General features: G+C 43.2%; 17 protein-coding genes, 4 pseudogenes and 1 riboswitch. Of the genes and pseudogenes, 2 read left to right on the top strand and 19 right to left on the bottom strand.

Translation table 11 applies throughout. The features are described from left to right. Positions 1–93: 93 nt before the first annotated feature. The 11 genes and pseudogenes from thiM to AC3CIA_RS21300 all read right to left on the bottom strand — a co-directional run bounded on the left by thiM (position 94) and on the right by AC3CIA_RS21300 (position 10,293). On the bottom strand, positions 94–879 hold the full coding sequence (thiM, locus tag AC3CIA_RS21350) for a hydroxyethylthiazole kinase (RefSeq protein WP_488519012.1): 786 nt from the start codon (positions 877–879) through the stop codon (positions 94–96). Between the two features lie 29 nt (positions 880–908). After that, positions 909–1,589, bottom strand: coding sequence for a thiaminase II (tenA, locus tag AC3CIA_RS21345; RefSeq protein ID WP_017109110.1), 681 nt, complete (start codon positions 1,587–1,589; stop codon positions 909–911). Positions 1,590–1,597: 8 nt separating this feature from the next. Further along, on the bottom strand, positions 1,598–2,554 hold the full coding sequence (locus AC3CIA_RS21340) for an ABC transporter substrate-binding protein (protein WP_017067315.1): 957 nt from the start codon (positions 2,552–2,554) through the stop codon (positions 1,598–1,600). Positions 2,555–2,672: 118 nt separating this feature from the next. Continuing rightward, positions 2,673–3,407 (bottom strand): annotated as a pseudogene (locus tag AC3CIA_RS21335) (ABC transporter permease); the annotation flags it as partial. A 103-nt stretch (positions 3,408–3,510) separates the two neighbouring features. Beyond that, the gene (locus tag AC3CIA_RS21330; protein ID WP_488519011.1) at positions 3,511–4,269 is read right to left on the bottom strand and encodes an ABC transporter ATP-binding protein; all 759 of its coding nucleotides are present in this window, start codon (positions 4,267–4,269) and stop codon (positions 3,511–3,513) included. Further along, positions 4,259–5,152, bottom strand: a complete 894-nt coding sequence (gene thiD, locus AC3CIA_RS21325) for a bifunctional hydroxymethylpyrimidine kinase/phosphomethylpyrimidine kinase (protein WP_488519010.1) — start codon at positions 5,150–5,152, stop codon at positions 4,259–4,261. Before thiD ends, AC3CIA_RS21330 begins: the two co-directional genes overlap by 11 nt. Positions 5,153–5,248: 96 nt before the next feature. Next, a riboswitch (TPP riboswitch) is annotated at positions 5,249–5,360 on the bottom strand. A gap of 98 nt (positions 5,361–5,458) precedes the next feature. Then, positions 5,459–6,376, bottom strand: coding sequence for a DMT family transporter (locus AC3CIA_RS21320; protein WP_488519009.1), 918 nt, complete (start codon positions 6,374–6,376; stop codon positions 5,459–5,461). Between the two features lie 85 nt (positions 6,377–6,461). After that, complete coding sequence (locus tag AC3CIA_RS21315) at positions 6,462–7,190, bottom strand: helix-turn-helix domain-containing protein (protein ID WP_372049542.1); 729 nt, start codon at positions 7,188–7,190, stop codon at positions 6,462–6,464. 172 nt (positions 7,191–7,362) lie between these two features. After that, the gene (locus tag AC3CIA_RS21310) at positions 7,363–8,391 is read right to left on the bottom strand and encodes a DUF4382 domain-containing protein (RefSeq protein ID WP_488519008.1); all 1,029 of its coding nucleotides are present in this window, start codon (positions 8,389–8,391) and stop codon (positions 7,363–7,365) included. Between the two features lie 422 nt (positions 8,392–8,813). Then, positions 8,814–9,065: a DUF2999 family protein gene (locus AC3CIA_RS21305; protein WP_009844829.1), complete on the bottom strand. Its 252-nt coding sequence runs from the start codon at positions 9,063–9,065 to the stop codon at positions 8,814–8,816. A gap of 130 nt (positions 9,066–9,195) precedes the next feature. Further along, the gene (locus AC3CIA_RS21300; protein WP_428786070.1) at positions 9,196–10,293 is read right to left on the bottom strand and encodes an ElyC/SanA/YdcF family protein; all 1,098 of its coding nucleotides are present in this window, start codon (positions 10,291–10,293) and stop codon (positions 9,196–9,198) included. Positions 10,294–10,791: 498 nt separating this feature from the next. Between AC3CIA_RS21300 and AC3CIA_RS21295 the strand changes: the two genes are divergently transcribed. Further along, positions 10,792–11,466 (top strand): glutathione S-transferase family protein, encoded by a 675-nt coding sequence (locus AC3CIA_RS21295; RefSeq protein ID WP_488519007.1) that lies wholly within the window; start codon positions 10,792–10,794, stop codon positions 11,464–11,466. 169 nt (positions 11,467–11,635) lie between these two features. Here the strand turns inward: AC3CIA_RS21295 and AC3CIA_RS21290 are convergent, their stop codons facing one another. The 3 genes and pseudogenes from AC3CIA_RS21290 to AC3CIA_RS21280 all read right to left on the bottom strand — a co-directional run. Next, positions 11,636–12,553, bottom strand: coding sequence for a retron St85 family RNA-directed DNA polymerase (locus tag AC3CIA_RS21290; protein WP_017066175.1), 918 nt, complete (start codon positions 12,551–12,553; stop codon positions 11,636–11,638). Then, positions 12,540–13,490: a retron St85 family effector protein gene (locus AC3CIA_RS21285; protein ID WP_488519006.1), complete on the bottom strand. Its 951-nt coding sequence runs from the start codon at positions 13,488–13,490 to the stop codon at positions 12,540–12,542. Before AC3CIA_RS21285 ends, AC3CIA_RS21290 begins: the two co-directional genes overlap by 14 nt. A 451-nt stretch (positions 13,491–13,941) precedes the next feature. Beyond that, positions 13,942–14,199, bottom strand: a pseudogene (locus AC3CIA_RS21280) (IMP dehydrogenase); the annotation flags it as partial. A gap of 499 nt (positions 14,200–14,698) precedes the next feature. On the opposite strand from AC3CIA_RS21280, the gene AC3CIA_RS21275 reads away from it, so the two are divergent. Continuing rightward, a protein-coding gene (locus tag AC3CIA_RS21275) for an IS3 family transposase (protein ID WP_488519005.1) occupies positions 14,699–16,170 on the top strand; the annotation gives its coding sequence in 2 pieces (ribosomal slippage) (positions 14,699–15,089 and positions 15,089–16,170; 1,473 coding nt in all). Positions 16,171–16,882: 712 nt separating this feature from the next. Here the strand turns inward: AC3CIA_RS21275 and AC3CIA_RS21270 are convergent. From AC3CIA_RS21270 to AC3CIA_RS21250, 5 genes and pseudogenes are all read right to left on the bottom strand, one after another. Further along, a complete protein-coding gene (locus AC3CIA_RS21270; protein WP_488519004.1) occupies positions 16,883–17,827 on the bottom strand; it encodes a hypothetical protein in 945 nt (314 codons plus the stop codon). Between the two features lie 289 nt (positions 17,828–18,116). Further along, a pseudogene (locus tag AC3CIA_RS21265) lies at positions 18,117–18,313 on the bottom strand (hypothetical protein). A gap of 2 nt (positions 18,314–18,315) precedes the next feature. Then, a pseudogene (locus AC3CIA_RS21260) lies at positions 18,316–18,732 on the bottom strand (hypothetical protein); the annotation flags it as partial. Between the two features lie 116 nt (positions 18,733–18,848). Then, the gene (locus AC3CIA_RS21255; protein WP_488519003.1) at positions 18,849–19,892 is read right to left on the bottom strand and encodes a GMP reductase; all 1,044 of its coding nucleotides are present in this window, start codon (positions 19,890–19,892) and stop codon (positions 18,849–18,851) included. 866 nt (positions 19,893–20,758) lie between these two features. Further along, positions 20,759–21,196 carry a PAS domain-containing protein gene (locus tag AC3CIA_RS21250; protein ID WP_004731659.1) on the bottom strand — a complete coding sequence of 146 codons (438 nt, stop codon included), beginning with the start codon at positions 21,194–21,196 and terminating at the stop codon, positions 20,759–20,761.

Below are 21,196 nucleotides of genomic sequence, written 5' to 3'. Positions count from 1 at the left end.
GTTTTGAAACAATAATAGAAAAGCCCTCAACACATATGTGCTGAGGGCTTTTTAATAAGCTACGAATGCAGATCTAGATTGAACCTACTGAACCTACTGAACCTTCAAACGTTGGATCAACGTATCTTCATCCAATTGATATAACTCATCAAGTAAGTTCATTTGCAAGCTACCAGGGCCGCGTGAGTTCTCAGCCGCGATTTCGCCTACCACGCCCAATACAGCCGCAGCAGCCAAGCCACTGTCATCCCCGACAGCAGCGAAAGCACCCGTCAACGCCGTTAGCGTGCAGCCCATACCTGTCACATACGGCATCATTGGATGCCCGTTGTTTAATGTAACGACACTGTCTTTGGTGACAACGTAATCTGTCTCACCAGAAATAACCACATTGGCGCCGTATTCAGCCACTAAGCATTGCGCTGCGCCTAATGCAGCATCACTGCTATCTAGCGCATCAACGCCTTTGCTCTGTGCTTGCTCACCCGCTAACGCGATAATCTCAGACGCGTTACCACGAATGATCAACTTATCGGCTAAGCGTGCAATTTCACGAGAAGTCTCGGTACGCAGCGTACTTGCGCCACAACCCACAGGGTCAAGAACCACCACCTTGTTGTTTGCATTCGCTTGTTCAACGGCGAAGCGCATTCTTGGCGTCCACACACTGTCGAGCGTACCGATGTTAATCACCAAAGCGCCAGAGAATGACATCATCTCTGCCAGCTCTTGTTGTGAGTGCGCCATAATAGGCGAAGCGCCAATCGCCAATAACGCATTGGCCGTGTTGTTCATCACGACGTAGTTGGTGATGTTCACCACCAGTGGTTTTTGCTCTCGTACTGCGCGCAGCGATTGGATGATTTGTTCAGTTAGCATGGATTAATCCTTATTCGTGAAAGTCGCTTTTAAGCCGCGGTTGAGTCATTAAGTGCATTCAGACCTTGCTGCCAAAAAGCCACTTCCATACGCGTTGCCGTTTTGAAGATATGAACGATGTTCTGACCGCGCTCGCTGTTGATATCAATTTCAGCCAGTAGCTGATTGAAATACTCAGCGCCCGTCGCCACGCCAGACTGGAATTCTTCACCGCCGTAAAGCTGCAGCCAGCTTGCGTATGGGTTGCCTTCCAATACAGTATCACTGCTTTCTAACAGCGCTTTACCGATAACAGCGTAACCGATTGAACACGGAGCCAGTGCCGCATATAAGTCGACAAGATCACCTGTCATACCCGCATCTAGAACGTAGCGCGTGTAAGCAACTGTGCCGAAGTCTTCAGGTTCATTTTCTAAATCCGATTCGGTTAAACCCCACTGACCACAGTAAGTCACGTGGTGAGAGATTTCAGAATCTAGCAGAGCATGAACACTTGGCAGTGCACGGCGCATATCAGCCAGTGTCTTTGCCTTGTAAATTGCCAATGCATAAGCGCGAGCATACTGCTTCAAAAACAGAAAATCTTGCTTCAGGTAATGCAGAAAACACGGCTGAGCGAGGGTGCCGTTTGCCAGCGTTTTAACAAAATCATGCTCGGTGTAGTCTTGCCAATCTTGCTGACAGGCTTGGATTAAGTCTTGGTATTTCATGAGATTCCTTAGTCAAAAGTCGGTACGTAATCAGCGGCTTTTGGTAGTGATTTGATAATGCCTTTGTCGAACATGAACTGCGCGTAATCATCGTAACGCTTCATATCTACAGCTGAAGGGCGAAGTGCAAAACGAGTCAGTGTGTCGTTCCATGCGCGTTGGTTAAGTTCGTTGTTCAACGTATCTGGTGAATACGCCACAAACTCGCTCCATGACTCTTGTGGGTGGTTCACAATGTAAGTGGTTGCTTGTTCCAATGCTTTGTTGAACGCTTTGATTGCTTCGTCGTCATGCTGCTTTGCGTTCGCAACAAAGATAAGCTCATCGTAAGCTGGTACGCCGTGCTCTTCTGGGAAGAATGCTTTTGCTTTAAAGCCTTCAAGAGCTAACTGGTTGGTCTCGAAGTTACGTAAGCCACCCCAGATTGCATCTACCTTCCCTGATGCCAATGAAGACGACAGTGCCCAACCGACATTGATGGTTTGCACGTCTGTAAACGCAACATTTTCTTGCGCTAGCATAGTGCCAATAGTCGCTTCTTCGTTTCCTGCGATCGCAATACCGATCTTTTTGCCTTTCAGATCCGCTAGTGAATCGTTCTTGCCATTATCCAAAACCATCAGTGTGTTCAGTGGTGTCGCAATAAGGGTTGATGCACGAACCAGAGGCAGGCCTGCCGCTACATCCATGGTTAAACTTGGTTGGTAAGTTACCGCTAAATCGACTTTACCTGCCGCAACCAATTTTGCTGGCGTGCTTGGGTCAGCTGGTTCTTGGATTTCAACCTCTAAGCCTTGGTCAGCAAAGTAGCCACGCTCTTGAGCAATCACAATTGGGCCGTGGTTCGGGTTCACAAACCAATCCAACATCAGTGTCAGTTTCTTTTGTTCAGAGTCCGCTAGAGCATGACCTGAAACTAGCGAAGCAAGCAGTGCCACTGCACCTACCAATTTGGTGTTTTTCATAGTTAATCTTTCCTTTTGAATATTATTATTGTGTTTATAGAGCTAATTTTTAACGAAGTTTTGTTTAGATAAATAGCGTGAGCGAAGCTTTATTAAACAAGTGTTATTGAGCGAACCATCATTGGTTCTCCCAAGGGATAGCTTTTTTGAGTAATTTGTCTGTGATGAAGTAGAGCGAGATGGACAGCACCGCCAAGATGAACAAGGCGGCAAACATCTCATCAATGATCATGCGCGCGTTGGCCTGCAGCATTAGGTAACCTAGCCCTTCACTCGAACCCACCCATTCGCCGACAACCGCGCCAATTGGGGCAATAACCACAGCCACACGAATACCAGACGCCAGTGTTGGCAGCGCAGCGGGCAGTTGGATATAACGCAGCAATTGCCATTTCGATGCACCCATGGTCTTGGCAAGATCAAGGTAACCTGTCGGTGTATTACGCAGGCCGTCGTAACAACAGGTAGTCACAGGGAAGAAGATAATGATCGCCGCCATCACCACTTTTGATGCAATGCCATAGCCAAGCCATAGCATTAACATTGGCGCAATCGCAAACACAGGGATCGCTTGGCTAGCAATTAAGATAGGCAACAGCCAACGTTTCAACGGATCAAACATCAACATCTGCAAGGCGAAAAATAGCCCCATCGACAAACCGAGCAATAGACCAAGTAAGATCTCCTGCGCAGTCACCCAAGTGTGTTTGAGCAATACATCGTAGCGTTCGAATAGTTTAATAAAGACTTCTGCAGGCGCTGGTAGAATGAAGCTCGGCATCTCGAAGATAACGACCACCAGTTGCCATAAACCGAGAATCACAGCACTGCTGATCAGCAAACGCATTACGGGATTCATCTGACGAGGGCGCTTAGTCGTGATCTCTATGCTAGCTGAACTTTCTTCCATTGAGTTTTCTATCTTGGAGCTATCAGTAGCTTCACTTCGCGTTAGATCATTCATAATCACGCTCCAACTGATCTAAGATCGCTTGTTGTAGTTCAGCACATTCACCATCTAACACTCTTGGTGTCGCTGTATTCGGCACAGACAATGACTGAGCACTCGCAGGCGTGCCTTGCAACACATACAAGTTATCCGCCAAACGCACCGCTTCTTGTGGATCATGAGTGATCAACACGACAGTTTTATCTCTTAACAGTTCACACGCTAAGCTCTGTAACTTGTGTCTTGTTACCGCATCCAGCGCAGAGAAAGGCTCGTCCATCAACACGACTGGCTTGTCTTGCATTAAGGTGCGAGCCAAAGCAACACGTTGACGCATACCTCCAGACAATTGATCTGGCATAGTAGACGCGTGATCAGCCAAACCAACCGCAGCTAATAACTCTAGTGCTTGATTGGTTTGCAGTGCTTTATCAGAAATTGGATTTTGAAAGCGATGACTCAGGCATACATTGTCGATAACCGACAGCCATGGCAGTAACAAATCCTGCTGCGCCATGTAAGCGATGCGGTCCGTTAAAGACAATTCATCAGAGGTTGCCAATGTGCCCTGCCACTCTACCTTGTCGTCCAACAAGCCTGCCAGATAACGTAATACCGTGGTTTTCCCGCAGCCACTTCTACCCAACAATACCGTCCACTTACCTGCGTTTAAGCTAAGCGACAACCCAGACAAGGTCGCGTGCTCACTGTCGTTATAACGTAAGGAGGCATTGCTGAGTTGAACACCAACGGTATTAACGGACATTACCGTGTCCAGCGAAGAAGTGATTTACCGGGCCATGACCTTGGCCAACTTGCAACTCATCAGCGTGAGCAATCGCGCGCGAGATGTATTGTTTGCCTAGGTCGACAGCCTCTGACAGCGTATTGCCTTGCGCTAAGAAAGAAGCAATAGCAGATGAAAGCGTACAGCCTGTGCCGTGGGTGTTTTTAGTCGGGAAACGCTTCGCGCTAATCAATGCAGACGTCGTCGGGAGAATCAGTAGATCGTTACTGTTTTCATCTTTCTCTAAATGACCGCCTTTGAGAAGAACGGCTTTAGCACCTAGTGCGCGTAAATCGTCAATCATGCCCTGCATTTCGGCTTCGCTTTCAGGTACTGGCTTGCCTGTTAATGCTGCGCCTTCAGGCAAATTAGGCGTAATGATGTCTGCCAGCGGAATCAGTTCTTGCTTCAGCGTCGTGATGGCTGAGTTTTCTAGAAGAAGATCGCCACTTGTCGCAACCATTACAGGGTCAATCACTAAGTGTTTAGGTTGGTATTGCTTAATTTTGTCAGCAACGGCTTTGATGATTTGCGAATCAGCCAACATGCCGACTTTTACTGCCACGATATTGAGATCAGTAAACACTGCATCTAACTGACTAGCTACATGGTCGAGTGGAATAGGGAAAATGGCTGACACGCCTTGAGTGTTCTGAGATGTGATAGCGGTAATGACCGAACAAGCAAAACTACCGGTAGCAGACATCGCTTTAATATCAGCTTGGATCCCTGCACCGCCGCCGCTGTCTGAGCCTGCGATCGTCAATACAATCGGAGTGTTCGTTCGAATCGAACCATCAGCAGAGTGCTGTGAAACTGAGGCTTTGGGCGTTAAATCTTTTGAAATAGAACTGTGTGTCATTGTCGCTCCTACTATCTTACAAGACGTAGGAGAACGAACACTGATCGAAGGAGAAGTCGCATTAGGCTCATGAAAGTTTTCATGGGTGCAGACGTAGATCGAGTGCTTATAGTTCCCTACGCCAGTGTTAACTGAATCAGGTTCAACGGGTCTCGATTAACGATCTCAGCAAACACCAAATAAGGTATATGCCCCCCGACTATTGATAGCGATAGTAACAGCACTCTCACAACTGAGATACTGATTTTATTCAATTATAAGAATTACACATGAAAAAATTTCAATTAGGTCCAACAAAACAAATACTTATAACGTTCCTTTAGATGGCTTCGACTGTATCAACAAGCACAACACAATCAGAAACATACCTAGCCAGCCTGTAAAAGGAATCAGCTCACCGACAACGCAGACGGCAAGCACCGCTGCGACTACCGGTTCAAACAAAGTAAGTAGATTGGCACTACTCGCGGTCACGTGGCGTAAACCAAAACTGAACGCGATATAGCCCAAGCATTGTGGGATTAGCGTCAGATAACTGATGACTAATACGTTAATCTGCGAGGAAAACAGGTTCTCACCAGTAAACCAGAGCGTTGGCAGCAACAGCATCGCACCCAGGCCAAAAATACTGCCCATCGCCGCTTGTGACTTAATCCCTTTGTCGATCAGTGCTTTGGTCGCCCAAGAATAAATGGCGTAACACAAGCCTGCGAGCAAACCTAAAGCAATACCTAACAGCTTGAGATCATCACCGGATTCATTCGCCGATGAAGATTCTGAAAACACCAACAACCCAATACCCACGACACCAATCGCAAAGCTAGTGAGCCAACGTCGGTCAATATTACTCTTTTTGCTAATCAGACACTCTAGCAATGCGGAAAAGAAAGGTGCGGTAGCAATCGAAACCACGGTACCAATCGCCACGCCTGATAATTTCATTGAAGAATAGAAAGCTAAAGGATAGACCGCCAAAGCCAAAGCGCTCACTGCCAACAGCTTCTTGTTCTGCAAAAGTTTGTCGAAAGCGAATAGGATTTGTCGATACGCCAAGCCCGCTTGCATTAGGCCACCGACACCCATAGAGAAAGCACCAATCGCTAATGGGCTTAGATCAGGCGCAAAACTTGCGGCGGTGCCTGTCGTGCCCCATAAAATAGAAGCAAACAAGATGGCCAAAGTGCCCGTTTGGAATTCGTTAACGCGATTGATGGCAAGATTCATTTCTATTATCCAATTTTCAGTTCTGAAATAGATAATAGTGAAGATTGATAAAGGTTAGTTTGCCGAAAGGACGCTATTATTGTTTCTAAAGACTCTCTTTCATTGAGCCTAGAAACGCCCTTGGAGGCATTCCAAAGTGCTGAGAGAAGCGACGACTGAAAGCAGAGACATCACTATAGCCCACATTTTCAGCAATCAATTGAACCGGTAAATCGGTATGAGTTAACAAGGCTTGAGCTTTCTCCATACGATAGCGAGTGATGTATTTAAGCGCACTGATACCCAGACATTCTTTGAAGCGTTTTTTGAATTGAGTGGGGCTCAAACAGGCCGTTTCTGCAAGTTGTGAAATGGATAACGGCTGCGTGTAATTATCCGCTATCAGCCTTTGTACCGCACGGATTCTTGGGTCGATGCTCTTGCTGACTTGTTGTTGCTCTAACAGCAATGAAAACACATCCAAAACTGATGACTCAATGCCACTATCGACCTGATATTCCAGCTGCTTCTCAACAAACAGCAAGAAGCTCATCAAAGGTGGTGTGATCGTAAAAACCGAGAGCTCATGCTCTAACAAGTGCTGCGGCAACTCCGCCATATCCGCGACAATAAACCGCGCGGCTTCATCCGCCTTAAACGCATGTGCTGTGGTTACCGGAATCACCACACATTCGCCAACGGCCACTTTGCCAACATACCCCACCATTTCGATATTAATACTGCCTTGGATCGGCAATACCAATTGATGATGGTCATCATGAGCATGGGTATTAAATTGCTTGGTGTAAGATCGAATGCTTAAGCTAGATTTCATGAGCAACACCGGAATACATTTCGCTAGGTTAGAGTAAGAGATACAAAGTTACATTATCACTTCCCTAGAGTCACACTCAATGCTCATCAAATTCATCTAGCTAGGTGACATGATCAAAAACGGCCTCCAAATAAGAGGCCGTTTTAATTAAAAATCGTAATTCACATCAAGGTTAGAATGACACTTGGCTGTCTTGACCTACGGTTACTTGCACGCCATTTTGAGCTTCGAATATTGTGAACCCAGCAGCTAATGGCGCAGCATTGTCTTCATCACTGTCGAACTGCGCAGTACAGGTATAACCCAATGAATAAGTACCTGGATCAATGAAGCCCAGAGAAAACTCATAGTTGGTCTGCGCTTTATTCAATGTCACTGACGCTGAAGTGATCGGTTTTTTCTCCGCAGGACCACCAATCGGAGCCATGTCAGCTTTAGCGATGTCACCTTCATACAAATAAACCGATTGAACGAAGGTATTATCATTTGTAGGGTTACAAGCTCCAAAAGTTGTTGTCGCTACAGTACCTTCAATGTTTCCTGTCTCAACCGTATTGATAAGGCTCACAGATGTTCTTTGAATGGTGTAATCAGGGAGACTTGAACTGTTCTTTAAGCCGCGTCTCAGATCGAACTCAACAACAAAATCGTTACTCTGTTGGTTCACATTGAATGAGTTGTTAAAATACAGCACACCAGCGTTATCTTCTTTACCCACACCTTGCGGGCATGCACCTTCACCTTTCACCGTTAACTGACGGTTCGTATCATCGTTTTCTATAACGTAAGAAGGTGTTGTTGGGTGGTCACCATCATGGGCAAACACACACAACTTATAACTGCCTACCGGAATGACCTCATTTTCAATCAAAGGAAGCGCCTCGCTGCCTTGGTAATCCAACAAATTCACACTGAGTGGAATCGGATCCTCACCATCTGGCAATGGATCACCATTTTTATCAACGTAGTTGCCGTTTTCGTCCGTTTTATACACATCATAAATCAGTGGCGAACCTCCCCCTTGAGGAAGTAAAGCCACCTTACTGAATGTCACGGTGACGTCTTTAACATCATCAACGGGCGCATCACTCACGCTCAAGGTAATGGGTGTCGTGCTGCTTGATGATCCTGAGTCTCCGCCACAACCAACAAGCCCTGCCAACACAAGGCTCGCTAAAGCCGTTTCCTTTAAATATTTCATAACTCATTTCCTATAAAATCACTGCTCAATAAAGGGCTTATTTGAGTGCCCTCTTATTCTTTTTCTTGGTGTGACCCATAAATAAACAGCGCTATTGTTTAATGTTTATGTCCCTATTATTCAGGGCGTTCCTCATCCAAAATCACTGTTCATCAAGGTGCACATATCAAGTCGCACATAGGTTAATTAAGTCTAGTAAGTAAATTGTCAGTAGCAACGCATATTTGGCAAAGGTGCTGTCAATTGTGTTGAAATAGTCGTTGAGTAGAAAATGGGAAGCAGGGATTGAAAGCAACTTGATCAAAGTGAATAATCGCCACCAAGATCAAAAAAGGCCGTTAAGACAGCCTGTTGCTGAACTTAAACGACCTTTTCATTGAATTTTGATTAAGCTAAGACGATATCAGCTCATTCAAACTCACTTATTTTTGAAGTTGCTCTTTAGCGGCTTCAACCTTAGAAAAATCTAGGCCAAGCTCTTCAACTGCTTCTTTGATTAGCGCAGGGTTTTGCATTACCTGACCCATCAGCATTTGAAGCTTATCTTGTGGTAAACCAAGTTGGCTGATTGTCGCCATTGCTGCAAGAGGGTTCTCGGTCAACGTCTTGAATATCTCGCTGATCTGCTCGTCGCTAATATTGTTCTCTTTCAACATTGCTAAAATCGGGTTCATTTTTTTGCCTTTGAAACACTAAATTAAGTAGGAGCACAGCATACCATCTAGCTGTGCTCGATTGTACTAACAAGTGAAGCTTTGGTTTAACACGAACTGTGCTTTTCCCAAACGCAAATAATGCTTGGGCTTAACGAGACTCTAATGGGTAAGAACGGTAGCTCCACATACCATACGTTCTCAGTGCGTCACGGTAGATGCCTAGAAGCTCACCACTGCTCGCTTTCTTAAGATCTTCTAGCGGCTTATCTGGGTAAGAAACCGTATCGAAGGTAATGCCCTGAGGGCCAGTTTGCCAGCTAGCAATTTCAAACAGAGTTTGACCACGACGAACATGGCTTGCCGAGCTAATAATGGTCGCGTGTTTAATATCATGACGAGCAAGCGCGTAGCTACTGAACAAGGCATTGCCTACCGTGCTGGTCGCGTAGTTCTCTTCAATGATGCGGTCTTTGCTTACCCCTTTTGAGATAAGCCAATCCGCCATTAACTTGCCTTCTGTCTTATGGTTCTTAGGCACGCCGCCAGTTAACACGATCATCGCGTCTGGGTTAGCTTTAGCCATCGCCAATGTTGTCTCAAGGCGCTCAATCAAGATTTCATGCATAGAACCATCAGGGTTAAGCGCGTAACCCAAAGTGACGATGGCACCGTGGTCGCTTAACAGTCCCTTATCCGCAGACTCTTTCAGTGGTGTTTCTAACACGCGATCAACCGTTGCAAAAATACGTTTGATGTCTTCTGCCTTGCCCTTGTTTAGGCTTTCCAGTTTCTCCATGTGCTTGTTAGATTCACTGTCATTGCCTTCAAATCGCTGCCAAACCGCAAGGTAAGCGTGAAGGTCAACATCGTCTGGCGCAACCGTCAGTGCTTGTTCAAACAACTCAATAGCGCGCTCTGCATTCTTGTTGTAGATCTGAGCGTTCGCAGCCGAGATCAACAAGTCAGTACGGTAAGGTTCTAGCTGGTAAGCTTCTAACAATCGGTTAGTCACAATTTCCATATTGCTTGGCATTTTAGCCGTAAAGCCCGCGTGAGAAATTCTTGCCGGAGACTTAAACGCCTGCAACGCATCAAGAAGTAATTGGTCGACGACTTGTCGCTTAGTCACCAACTGCGCGTAATCCGCTGAAGCTTGCACTGCGCCATCGTTAGCAGCAAAAGAGTAAGGTGTTGCGCCAAAGGCTAGCATGCCACCAAGAGCGAGGGCGATAATGTTCTTTTTCATGGAAAGATCCTGTGTCGTTAAGTGTTCACATCAGATTTGCTCCCCAATGTAAGCCCCTAAGATTAAAAAACCGTGAACCACACCAGAATCTCCGAGGTTAATATTCATTTGTTGCATAAGGTGTGGCAACAGATCACGATTTTGAACTTACCACTAAGCCTGCGCATCGAGATAATTTTGGTTTCGAGGAGAATTTACGGGTAATTTTGGAATATCTAACTGCGGATTTCATACGCCCTATTCCACCGAAAACCACCCATCACAAATCCAAACTCCGCAGAAAACAACACTTCCAAACAGCAACTTTAAGCTCGTTTTTTCAACAACTTAAAATTCAACACACTGAATTGTTCGATGTTAATCTTCCCCCCTGATAACGAAGTTTTAAGCACATAGACTTGGAATACGATTCGACAGCTTTCCAAATAATTTAAAATCAATTATTGAACGATCGTTCAAGCGGTGCTTTAATGAATGACCAATACAAGGAGTTACCCCATGCTTAAGTTCTATTTTCACCAAACACCAAACCCAATGAAGATCGCTCTGTTTCTAGAAGAGACAGGCCTAGATTTTGAACTTGTTCCTGTCGATACCTTAAAAGGCGAGCAACACACGCCGGAATATCGTTTGATCAATCCAAACGGCAAAACGCCCGCGATTGAAGATGATGGACAGCGTGTATTCGACTCTAACGCTATCCTTCTTTACCTATCAGAGAAGACAGGTCAGCTAACAGGCCAACCAGAAGACAGAGCTGAACTGCTATCTTGGATGATGTTCATCGCGAGTGGTCTTGGTCCATATTCTGGCCAATCGGTACACTTCCGTCATGCAGCCCCAGCAGGCCTAGATTACGCTGTAAACCGTTATCTGCGTGAAGCACAACGTCATTACGAAGTGCTAGAAAAGCACATGGAAGGTCGTGAGTTTTTCGTCGGAAATGAGTACACCATTGTCGATGTCGCGGCATGGGGTTGGATTGATAAAGCACCTTTCGTGCTTGGTGAAGAAGGCCTAGAACCTTACCCGAATTTGAAGCGCTGGTTTAATGCCATCAACACTCGCCCTGCCGCACTGCGCGCCCGTGAAATCGGCAAAGGCATTGAGTTTAAGAGCGAACGTGATGAAGAAGCGAAACGAGCACTGTTTCCTTCGAATTATGCGAAGTAGAAGTAAAGTCTAATGATAAGGCTCAGTAGTTACCTGCTGAGCCTTATCATTCTGAAGTTGTTAATGAACTAAAAATCCACCTAAAAAATATTCAATAAAATATACGTTACGTACACTTATTATTAGAGATCTTATACTTGAACAATAACCCTTAAACAATCAAATATAGCTAATTATAAGTTTGAATCTTTACAATAACTTCTGAGCCGTATTTGTTACACAAAGAATTGATGAATTCTGGTTCAATAGAAGAACAAAATGATAAGTAGCCCTGAAGATAAAATTTATCTTTTTCATCTAGGGTATCCCAATTAAAAACCATTGTTCTAACTTTTCTTTTATTACATCGTCCTACAGAAACTTTTCCATCATTAGTTAGTATTAAGCCTGTCACACTCATTCTATTTCTTTTAGATGAATGGTACGTTTTATTTACATTAATCTTTAACTGACCTGGTTCATCTAATTCTGAAACAATCTTAAAAACTTCTTTTTGTATTTTTCTTAATACATTAGGTTTTGACGTGGAAAAAAACAGATCATCAGCATACCTACTATACTTTACATCATTTAAATAACAAATCTTCTCTAGCTCTTTATCCAATAAAAAGCAAATTGCATTAGAAAGGATTGGAGATGTAACTGAGCCCATAGTTAGCTTATGTTTGTAGCAAACAATATCAACAAGTAATTTAGTGTCACTATCAGTCCAACCACTCAACAATAAATCTTTGTTTTTGTTTATAAATGACGTTATATCCTTAGCTTTGATCGATTCAAAAAATTGTTTGAAATCTAGACGTAAAAGGTATCTTGCTGACAAATGAACTTTTGCATGCTGATCAATACCTTTTCCTTTACGATAAGCGAATGCTGATTCGTGGATGGGTAATTTTTTGAGGAGATTATCATGTAGAGCTCTTTGTAATGCTTTAAGCTCTCGACTTGGTTGATGAATAATTCTCTCACCACCTGACTTCTTGGGGATAGAAAAAGAGATATAATTAAGAGATGAGTTAATTGCTAAGTCTTTAATATAACCTTTATCTAAAATCAACTCCCTAGCTAAATATTCAAGCAATATCATGAACAATTTTACCTAATAGTTTTCTATATTCATCAATACGTATTAATTTTGATAAACTTCTTGCTCTCATTCTTTGAGAAACAACAAATACCCCAGAAGCTTCCCCATTCACAAAAAGTCTGGGGTAGTCAATACATGTATAGTAGTCAACACCATCAACCTCGATTACGTTAATTATTTTCAATGCTATGCAAACAGACAAAACAAATGAAATGTGTAGTTTCTCTTTCTTTGACTTGCCGTACTTATTAGTTTTTATACAAACATCAACCAACTCAACTTCATTAATCGGCCCTAGTGAACTAATTATATGAACAATAAAAAACAAAAATTCTTTAAGAGTTAGCGTATGCTCACCAAATGTATCTATTTTATTCCTAAATACTCTTTTCGGTTTTCGATTGAAACGCTCAATTACTTCTGGCATACATGTCAAAATAGTGGAAAAATCAGTGTAAATTGATGGCTTATAGTTAGAGTCTGCGTCTACCCACTTCACTGGACCTGTATTAATAAATGATACGTCGTTTTCATATTTTTTTTCTAATATTGGCAGTAGTTTTTTTCTTAAAGGCTCACTTAATGAAAATGCACCTAATTCAGCTACCGTACCAAAAGATTCAACTAAAATAACTACAACATCAGAAAAATCAGCAAGCCACTCTTCCAACTCTAAAGCATTCTCATTTTTAGCCTGCTTTCTTGTTGGAGAGGATATCGCAGCCCAAGCTCGCTCAGCTCTGAAGTGAAGGAACTCTGGATGATGACGATCAAGATACTCCTCCACTTTGCCTCTATTTGGGCAAAATTTAGGGTCACCGCCGCAGATGAACAATATCTTGGGTAACTGCTTAGATAAAAAGTTGAGATTTGAAGTGTTGGTTTCTTGAATAAAATTATTCTTTGCTACTAAGTAGTAAGGATGATCAAACCACATAATTAAATTACCAACTCAAAAAGAGGAGAAAAAGGTGCCCTTACTCAGGAGCTTGCGACTGTGCACATATGCGCATCAATTTCCGCTCTAGGAGGTACGAGTAGATCGGAAATTGATGCGCATATGTGCAACAAATACCGGTCAAAGAGAACAGATCGGCTATACACCAATCATAAAGGTTAATAGTGAAACTAACCTCATTCTAAGGGCCTAAAAAATATAACAAAACTAATTATTCTTTACTAGCTCTAATGTCAAATTTTGAACTCGAATAAGAGCTAAATTACTCTTTAGCAACCTCAGAAGAGTTAGCCCCAAAATAAACACACCAAACTCGTGCAAGCCTTCCACGTTTTACGTCGCTCGGCTGTCGCCACTTACCCAATTTCAGGTAAAAAAAGAGCCGCTAAAAAGCGGCTCTTGATTTTCAAACTATTCGAACTCGTTCAGATTACTCTTTGCCGAATACGTTGTTCTCTTGCTCTTGTACACGGATGAAAGTCGTACGCTTAGTTAGCTCTTTAAGCTTTGCTGCGCCTACGTATGTACAAGTTGAACGTACACCACCAAGGATGTCAGAAATTGTATTGTGAACAGAACCACGGTATGGAAGTAAAACAGTTTTACCTTCCGCAGCACGGTACTTAGCAACACCACCTGAGTGCTTGTCCATAGCCGACTGTGAAGACATGCCGTAGAACTTAACAAAAATAAGATAAATACCCATAAAATCAACAAGTTAAAGAAAAAAACAATGTATATAAAAACAGTAAAAAATGACGTTTCATACCCATAAATTGCGCTGTTTAACAATGAATGCCGCCATTTTTGCCGCCATTTTTATTGATTCAGAATGTTCGTTCGTCTTACTTCTATAATCAAACTTTCTGCAACATCCAAAATCTCACGCTCTTCACTTTCCACTGCCGTATTTACTATTATTAAGGCGTAGAAGTAGTCAAGCATCACTATCAAGTCGTGCATTCGATTAACTATATCGATACTTACACTTGCTATGTAGCTATCCAGTTCCGAATCTGAGTACCATTCTTTGGGTTCCCCGCCAAGTACTTTAGAAATAGTAACTCGTATGTAGCCCTATCTGGCAGGGTAGTTGTCACTGTTAAAATTTAACCAGTTTGGGCGATAAAGAGTAATTGTGTCTCGTATCTCAATAGAAAGAAAAGAAGCTATTACCTCCCTATTCGATGTCAGTTAAAGAAGTGTCGGAAGAGGAAGGAGTCAGTACTGCAACCCTGTATCATTGGCGCCAGCAACTCAGACGTTCAGGAGCCGCCGTGCCAAATAGTAACACTTCATCAGAGCAGTGGTCTGCTCAAACTAAACTAGCCATTGTCGCTGAAACCTACTCAATGACAGAAAGTGAACTCAGCCAATATTGTCGTGAAAAAGGTCTTTTTCCAGAGCAAATCCAAAGCTGGCGCAGCGAATGTATGCAAGGGTTTAAGTCGAGTAAAGAGCACGAAGCTGAAGCAAAGAAGCAGGCTAAAGCTGACAAACTTGAAATCAAAGAGTTGAAGAAAGATTTACGACTCAAAGAAAAAGCACTCGCTGAAACGGCCGCCCTCTTGGTACTAAGAAAAAAGCTGAGAGCCTTTTACGGGGAAGAACCAGAGGACGACTAACCTCAACCGATGAAAGGCAGACCATAGTGACTCTTATCCTTGAAGCGAAGCAATGTGGATGTCGTTTAGAGCCAGTTTGCCATGAAGTTCAAATCGACTTGAGAACATATCGCCGCTGGTATCAGCAAGGAGAAGTGCAAGCTGACAAAAGGCCAATATGCCTCAGGCCTGAGCCTGCTAACAAGCTGTCGCAGGAAGAGCGTGATGCGATAATCGAGGTGTGTAACCGCTCTGAGTTCGCAAGCTTGCCTCCAACTCAAATCGTCCCGACACTGCTTGATAGAGGTGAGTATATCGCCTCTGAGTCGAGCTACTACCGAGTGTTGAGTACGCAGGGGCAACTTCACAAACGAGGTCGTCAGCGGAGCAGACAGAAGCAAGCGAAGCCAACCAGTTACACAGCGACGGACTCGAACCAAGTCTATACTTGGGATATCACTTACTTACCCTCAAAGGTTCGAGGTCAACATTATTACCTGTATGTCATTGAGGACATCTACAGTCGAAAAATTGTTGGTTATGAAGTGTATGAGCATGAATGCGGTGAGCTGGCGTCACAACTTCTGCAAAGGACGTTGATGCGAGAGCAGTGCTTTAATCAAGCGCTGGTTCTTCACTCGGATAATGGTGCGCCAATGAAGTCGTTGACGTTCAAAGCTAAGATGGAAGAGTTAGGTATTACCTCGTCATATAGTCGCCCAAGAGTCAGTGATGATAACCCTTATGTCGAGTCATTGTTCCGTACAGTTAAGTACATGCCAAACTGGCCAACAAAGGGCTTTGAAACTCTCGATAGTAGCCGAAGTTGGGTTGAAGCCTTCGTACTCTGGTACAACACCGAGCACAAGCACAGTAAGCTAAATTACGTCACGCCTTCAGAGCGTCACAATGGAAAAGAGAAAGAGATCTTGAAGCGTCGTGTAGAGGTATTGTTCGCTGCAAAACAGCGAAAGCCTGAGCGGTGGTCTGGTGATATCAGGAACTGTGCGCCTGTTGGTGACGTTCATCTGAATCCAGAAAGAGAAGCTGCTTAATAAGCAAGCAAATGATGGCAACTACCTTGAAAAACACCGGTAGCGACATAATGGGACTAACTCCTTAGCAATGACCATTTACCTTCCTTCACAAACATATTTGTAATCTATATTCGATAGCAAGTACTCATTCATACAAGAAGATTAGTGCATAAATTCGTCTGACTTAACAAAGTAAGCGTATTTGAGTGCCAATTCCTCACCAACAATTAGCCAAAATCTATACTTATGCTCCCCAGAGGCTCTTCCATGATGATCTTGTAGGCTCAAATAGCAGTAGTAAATCGACACGCCCGATTGTTCAAACTTTCATACTATTGTCTTCAATAGAGTGAGAGGAAAGAAAAATGAGTGGAATCTACATAGCATTAATCCTAGTTTTAACTTATAAAACTAGGATTAATGAAACAGGAAAAAGGGAAATCAACCTTATAATTACCAACTTGTTACGACCATTATTATTGCCTTGCGTTTTGGTTTTTGGTTTAGCCGTAGCATTAGCAATATTTCTTACTAGTTGATGTAATCAATAAGGGAGACGGACCCATCTTAATTTGGGCTCGTCAAATGACTTGCTACTCCCCAGAAGAGCTTCACGCAGAAATTGCTACTTGAACGTTCTGCGTGATCTCGTCGACATGCGGTTTGAAAATGCTCGCGACAGTGCAAACCCCTTTTCAGCCCAAAGATTATCTAAGAGATGTAAACCTTTCTATCGAGTGACCCAAAACTGGTTAGGGTTTGTGGAGTGTGGGATAGCGAATCGCCCATCCCCGATACTGATAGCGTGCTCTTTATTATCACGCCAAAACTTATTTACATCATCTCGACCAAGTAAGCTAATTTCATTCCAAGTTATTGCACCTGTAACAAGGTCTATGGAATTACTTTCTTTCTTAAAATGCATAATAAACCCATTATTTTGCGGCAGTTTTTGAGCAATGACTACGCGTGCTTTAATAGGTTCTAAATAATCACTAACAATAGCAGGCTCAAGAACTATGTTTTTGCACTTGCCCGTAGAGGACACACTAGGGAAAACTATCCCTTTGAGATCAAACATTGATTGCAACACCCTGTAGATAGCAATGGTCTTCTTATATTTGTGAATATTGGATGTCGTTAGCTTCTCCAAAAATGATTCTCTAATCCACTTTTGAAGTAACGTCTGCTTTTTCAATTGCTCTGGAGAAAGTTGCAATTCTGATAAAGATTTCATCGTAGGGTTATTGAAGCTAGGTTTCGCGAGCCCAATTGATATTAGGATTGATATCTCTCGTTTTATTTTGAAGTAGAGCTGGGTTACTTCTGTACCATCTTCAAGCCTAATTTCATCTAACGAACCTAGTTGGGCATTACGATCATAACAAGCGTAGAATTTCGATTCTTGCTTGTCATTAACTCGACCTAGGTTGGTCACATACTGACTTGGAGGGTTCATCAGTTCAGAAACATTAGAAAAAAAACCAGATCTAGCTCGGCAAATAAACCGACTGTCATCGGCTGGCATTCTGACTGAGTGAAATATTGCTGCTTCAATTAATATCTTAATATGGTAGCAATAGTCTTCAATTGTAGACTTTCTAGCATCAAGTTTTTCTATCTTTTCGATTTGTCTTTTAATTCTATTAATTGATAACGCTATGTCCTGATACACTTTTCATCTCAATATTGAACAAGTTGCCTAAAAACAAACTATATCAGATAGTAGATAACAACTTAAATATATGTCTCAGAATAGCTGATATAAACGCCGAATTACCCCGTGATGCATCTCGGAAATCCGAATCTACAGTGCTTTAAAACTAGATAACTTTTAGTTGGTAAAAGCCCATTAACAGGACGTAAATGAGTAAAGTTCTAACGCAAAATAGGGCATTGATGAGTTTGAAATAGCAAGCTCAACTAGGAAGCTTCAAATTTCAACGACTAGGCAAGGTCCAACCCTATACTACATTGTAACTTCCCGCTGAACTCCCCGACTCTACTATCACCTTAGCGTTTTGATTGATTTCATCGACCACAGCGTTCGCGATAGCTTCGGCCATCATGCCGCCATTGCGAATTCGCCATCGAGCACAAAGCCCCGGGCTTTCAGTTCTGTTTCTATCTTTTTCTTTAATGATGCTTTGCTTATTGCCATTGTTACTTACCTGCATAAACGATTTTGGAAACGTCCACATGAGGCTTACCCACAAACGGGCAGATGCTCGCGCCAGTGCACACCCCTTTCCCGCCATTGAACTTGATGGTGTCGGCGTCTTCGGTAATGTTCTTAGCTTTGATGGTTCTATTGCCTTTGACGGTTTCGGTGTGGTTCCCATCAATTTCAGCGATTCGATTTTCTAGTACTTTGATTTGCTGAGTGAGGCATTCAAGCTTGTCAGCTTGGTCTGTCTTACGTTCAAAGTTGCCTTTCTGGTCGACTAACTGATAAACACCTTTGCGTTGTTGGTATCGGCTTTCACCTTCTTTGATACCTGGTAGCTTGAAACCAAGTGGCAGCACGCAACGAATAAAAGGCTTATCCGGTTGGCCAAACATAAAGCCGAGTTCAAACAATACTACCGATTTCCAGCAACTCTAGTAGCACAACAATCGTAGCTTTTGTCCCCAGACAAAAAAAAGAGCCGCTAAAAAGCGGCTCTTGATTTTCAAACTATTCGAACTCGTTCAGATTACTCTTTACCGAATACGTTGTTCTCTTGCTCTTGTACACGGATGAAAGTCGTACGCTTAGTTAGCTCTTTAAGCTTTGCTGCGCCTACGTATGTACAAGTTGAACGTACACCACCAAGGATGTCAGAAATCGTGTTGTGAACAGAACCACGGTATGGAAGTAAAACAGTTTTACCTTCCGCTGCACGGTACTTAGCAACACCACCTGAGTGCTTGTCCATAGCAGACTGAGATGACATGCCGTAAAACTTCATGTATTGCTTACCGTCTTGCTCTACTACTTCACCGCCTGACTCAGAGTGACCCGCTAGCATGCCGCCTAGCATTACGAAGTCAGCACCGCCGCCGAACGCTTTAGATACGTCACCCGCACACGAACAGCCACCGTCACCGATGATCATGCCGCCAAGGCCGTGTGCTGCGTCGCCACACTCGATGATTGCAGAAAGTTGAGGGTAACCTACGCCTGTTTTAACACGTGTAGTACAAACAGAACCAGGGCCGATACCAACCTTAACAATGTCTGCGCCAGCTAAGATTAGCTCTTCAACCATGTCACCTGTTACAACGTTACCAGCAGAGATAACTTTAGTCGGGAATTCTGCACGTACTTTCTGTACGAACTCAACAAGGTGCTCTGAGTAACCGTTAGCGATATCGATACAGATGAATACGAACTCTTCGCTAAGCGCCATAATCTTCTTAACTTTCTCGAACTCAGCTTCAGACGTACCCGTTGATACAAATACGTTGTTCAGAGTTTTCTTGTCTGCTGTTTTAGCGAACTCAGCCCACTGCTCTACTGTGTAGTGCTTGTGTACTGCAGTCATAACATCGTGCTCTGCTAGAGCGGCTGCCATTTCAAAGCTTGCTACCGAATCCATGTTCGCTGCAATTACTGGAGTACCAGACCATTGACGACCGCTATGCTTGAATGTAAAATCGCGGGTTAATTCAACTTGAGAACGGCTTTTAAGGGTAGAACGCTTCGGACGGAAGAGTACATCTTTGAAACCTAACTTAAGTTCTTGTTCGATACGCATGGTGTTTTCCTTGATTCATAAAATTATGTGTCTCTCGCGAAATGCGTAGTAAAACCGTTGGCAGACGAGTTTACTTTTCTTCGGACACAAAAAAACCGGAGCGTTGGCAGACGCTCCGGTTTTCAGCATTATAGGTCGTGATTTAGTAACAGCAAGTCTGATATTTCACTTTTTTTTGTGCTATCCTCTCAAAGATTCCATACCTGCTTCAAACCCCTCAGCTTTACTTTCCCACTAAATTCTTATTAATTAATAACTTAGCGAACTATTCACGCAAACGCTGTCGGTTTATTGCGCAATCGTTTTCCTCCCTATCTCACTCAATATCACCCTCATTAAGCAATAATGTGAAGAAAATGCCTCGAAATCACATAAAAATCACACTTTTCTCCAACAAAAAAATGTCTTTTTTCTTAAATAAATTCGATTTTTTCCCAAATTTTCTTTGTTTTCGACCAAATCCGGCAATCTCATCACCTTGTCAGTTCGCCTCAATTTGGAAAAGCACTGTGCCATGGGGCCGATTTATAGGTCGAGATTCACTTGGGTTTGAGAATCCAGCCCTCGCACTCCATTAAATAATGCTTTGAAGCTCAAACTTTATAAATCTAATTTCTATTAACCCGTAGCATTACCGTTCCAAAAGCACATTTCGTGGCTGCCCTTTCGTTCATTTAACCAGGAACATTCAGCAAAGCGCTTAGTAAAAGAGGATTGGTTGACGTGAAAAACTAGGGGAAAGATTAGATTTGAAGAATAGAAAGCAAAAAAATGGCTAAAGTGGTAAACCTTAGCCATTTTTATTCGCTGATCAGACTGATACTAATACGCACATAGAAAAGTGCTGTTTAGTGAATAGAGCAGTGCTAGTTCTTTTGAGAAACTAACGCTTCAGCGGTCGCATCTTGAATAGATAAGAACAATGAGCTGACTTGCCCTGTTGGTGAGCGCATTGGGTTCAGCGTCACGTTCTGGTACATGAAATCGGCTTGTTGAGTTACAGGGCGAACATTGCGGCACTTAAACAGATAAGGCCTTTGTTGCCATGTAATGAAGCTGCGGCAACCTAGGTCATAGACTGGCTTGGTTTTCAGTCTAAACCACTCTTCTGGGATCTCAGGAAATAACTCAAAGATCGACTTACCGATCGCATCATGCGATTGCTTACCGCTATGGTGCGTCATAAAGCCATTCCAAACTTGTACCTGAAAGTCACGATTAATGACCACCAGCCCCATATCGACGTTTTGAACCATGTCCACCATCCAGTGGAACTGTTCAAATTCAGCAGGAAGATTCAGCAT

The organism is Vibrio sp. QJM3NY_27 (assembly GCF_057785955.1).
Note: the sequence above shows the minus strand (reverse complement) of the source record. Positions and strands in the feature narration are given on the sequence as shown.

Bases quoted from the DNA above. Each gene is read 5' to 3' on its own strand.
- AC3CIA_RS21340 (WP_017067315.1), bottom strand. From the start codon at position 2,554: ATGAAAAACACCAAATTGGTAGGTGCAGTGGCACTGCTTGCTTCGCTA.
- AC3CIA_RS21295 (WP_488519007.1), top strand. From the start codon at position 10,792: ATGCTTAAGTTCTATTTTCACCAAACACCAAACCCAATGAAGATCGCT.
- AC3CIA_RS21285 (WP_488519006.1), bottom strand. From the start codon at position 13,490: ATGTGGTTTGATCATCCTTACTACTTAGTAGCAAAGAATAATTTTATT.
- AC3CIA_RS21330 (WP_488519011.1), bottom strand. From the start codon at position 4,269: ATGTCCGTTAATACCGTTGGTGTTCAACTCAGCAATGCCTCCTTACGT.
- tenA (WP_017109110.1), bottom strand. From the start codon at position 1,589: ATGAAATACCAAGACTTAATCCAAGCCTGTCAGCAAGATTGGCAAGAC.
- AC3CIA_RS21290 (WP_017066175.1), bottom strand. From the start codon at position 12,553: ATGATATTGCTTGAATATTTAGCTAGGGAGTTGATTTTAGATAAAGGT.
- AC3CIA_RS21320 (WP_488519009.1), bottom strand. From the start codon at position 6,376: ATGAATCTTGCCATCAATCGCGTTAACGAATTCCAAACGGGCACTTTG.
- AC3CIA_RS21315 (WP_372049542.1), bottom strand. From the start codon at position 7,190: ATGAAATCTAGCTTAAGCATTCGATCTTACACCAAGCAATTTAATACC.
- AC3CIA_RS21255 (WP_488519003.1), bottom strand. From the start codon at position 19,892: ATGCGTATCGAACAAGAACTTAAGTTAGGTTTCAAAGATGTACTCTTC.
- AC3CIA_RS21310 (WP_488519008.1), bottom strand. From the start codon at position 8,391: ATGAAATATTTAAAGGAAACGGCTTTAGCGAGCCTTGTGTTGGCAGGG.
- thiD (WP_488519010.1), bottom strand. From the start codon at position 5,152: ATGACACACAGTTCTATTTCAAAAGATTTAACGCCCAAAGCCTCAGTT.
- AC3CIA_RS21305 (WP_009844829.1), bottom strand. From the start codon at position 9,065: ATGAACCCGATTTTAGCAATGTTGAAAGAGAACAATATTAGCGACGAG.
- AC3CIA_RS21250 (WP_004731659.1), bottom strand. From the start codon at position 21,196: ATGCTGAATCTTCCTGCTGAATTTGAACAGTTCCACTGGATGGTGGAC.
- AC3CIA_RS21300 (WP_428786070.1), bottom strand. From the start codon at position 10,293: ATGAAAAAGAACATTATCGCCCTCGCTCTTGGTGGCATGCTAGCCTTT.
- thiM (WP_488519012.1), bottom strand. From the start codon at position 879: ATGCTAACTGAACAAATCATCCAATCGCTGCGCGCAGTACGAGAGCAA.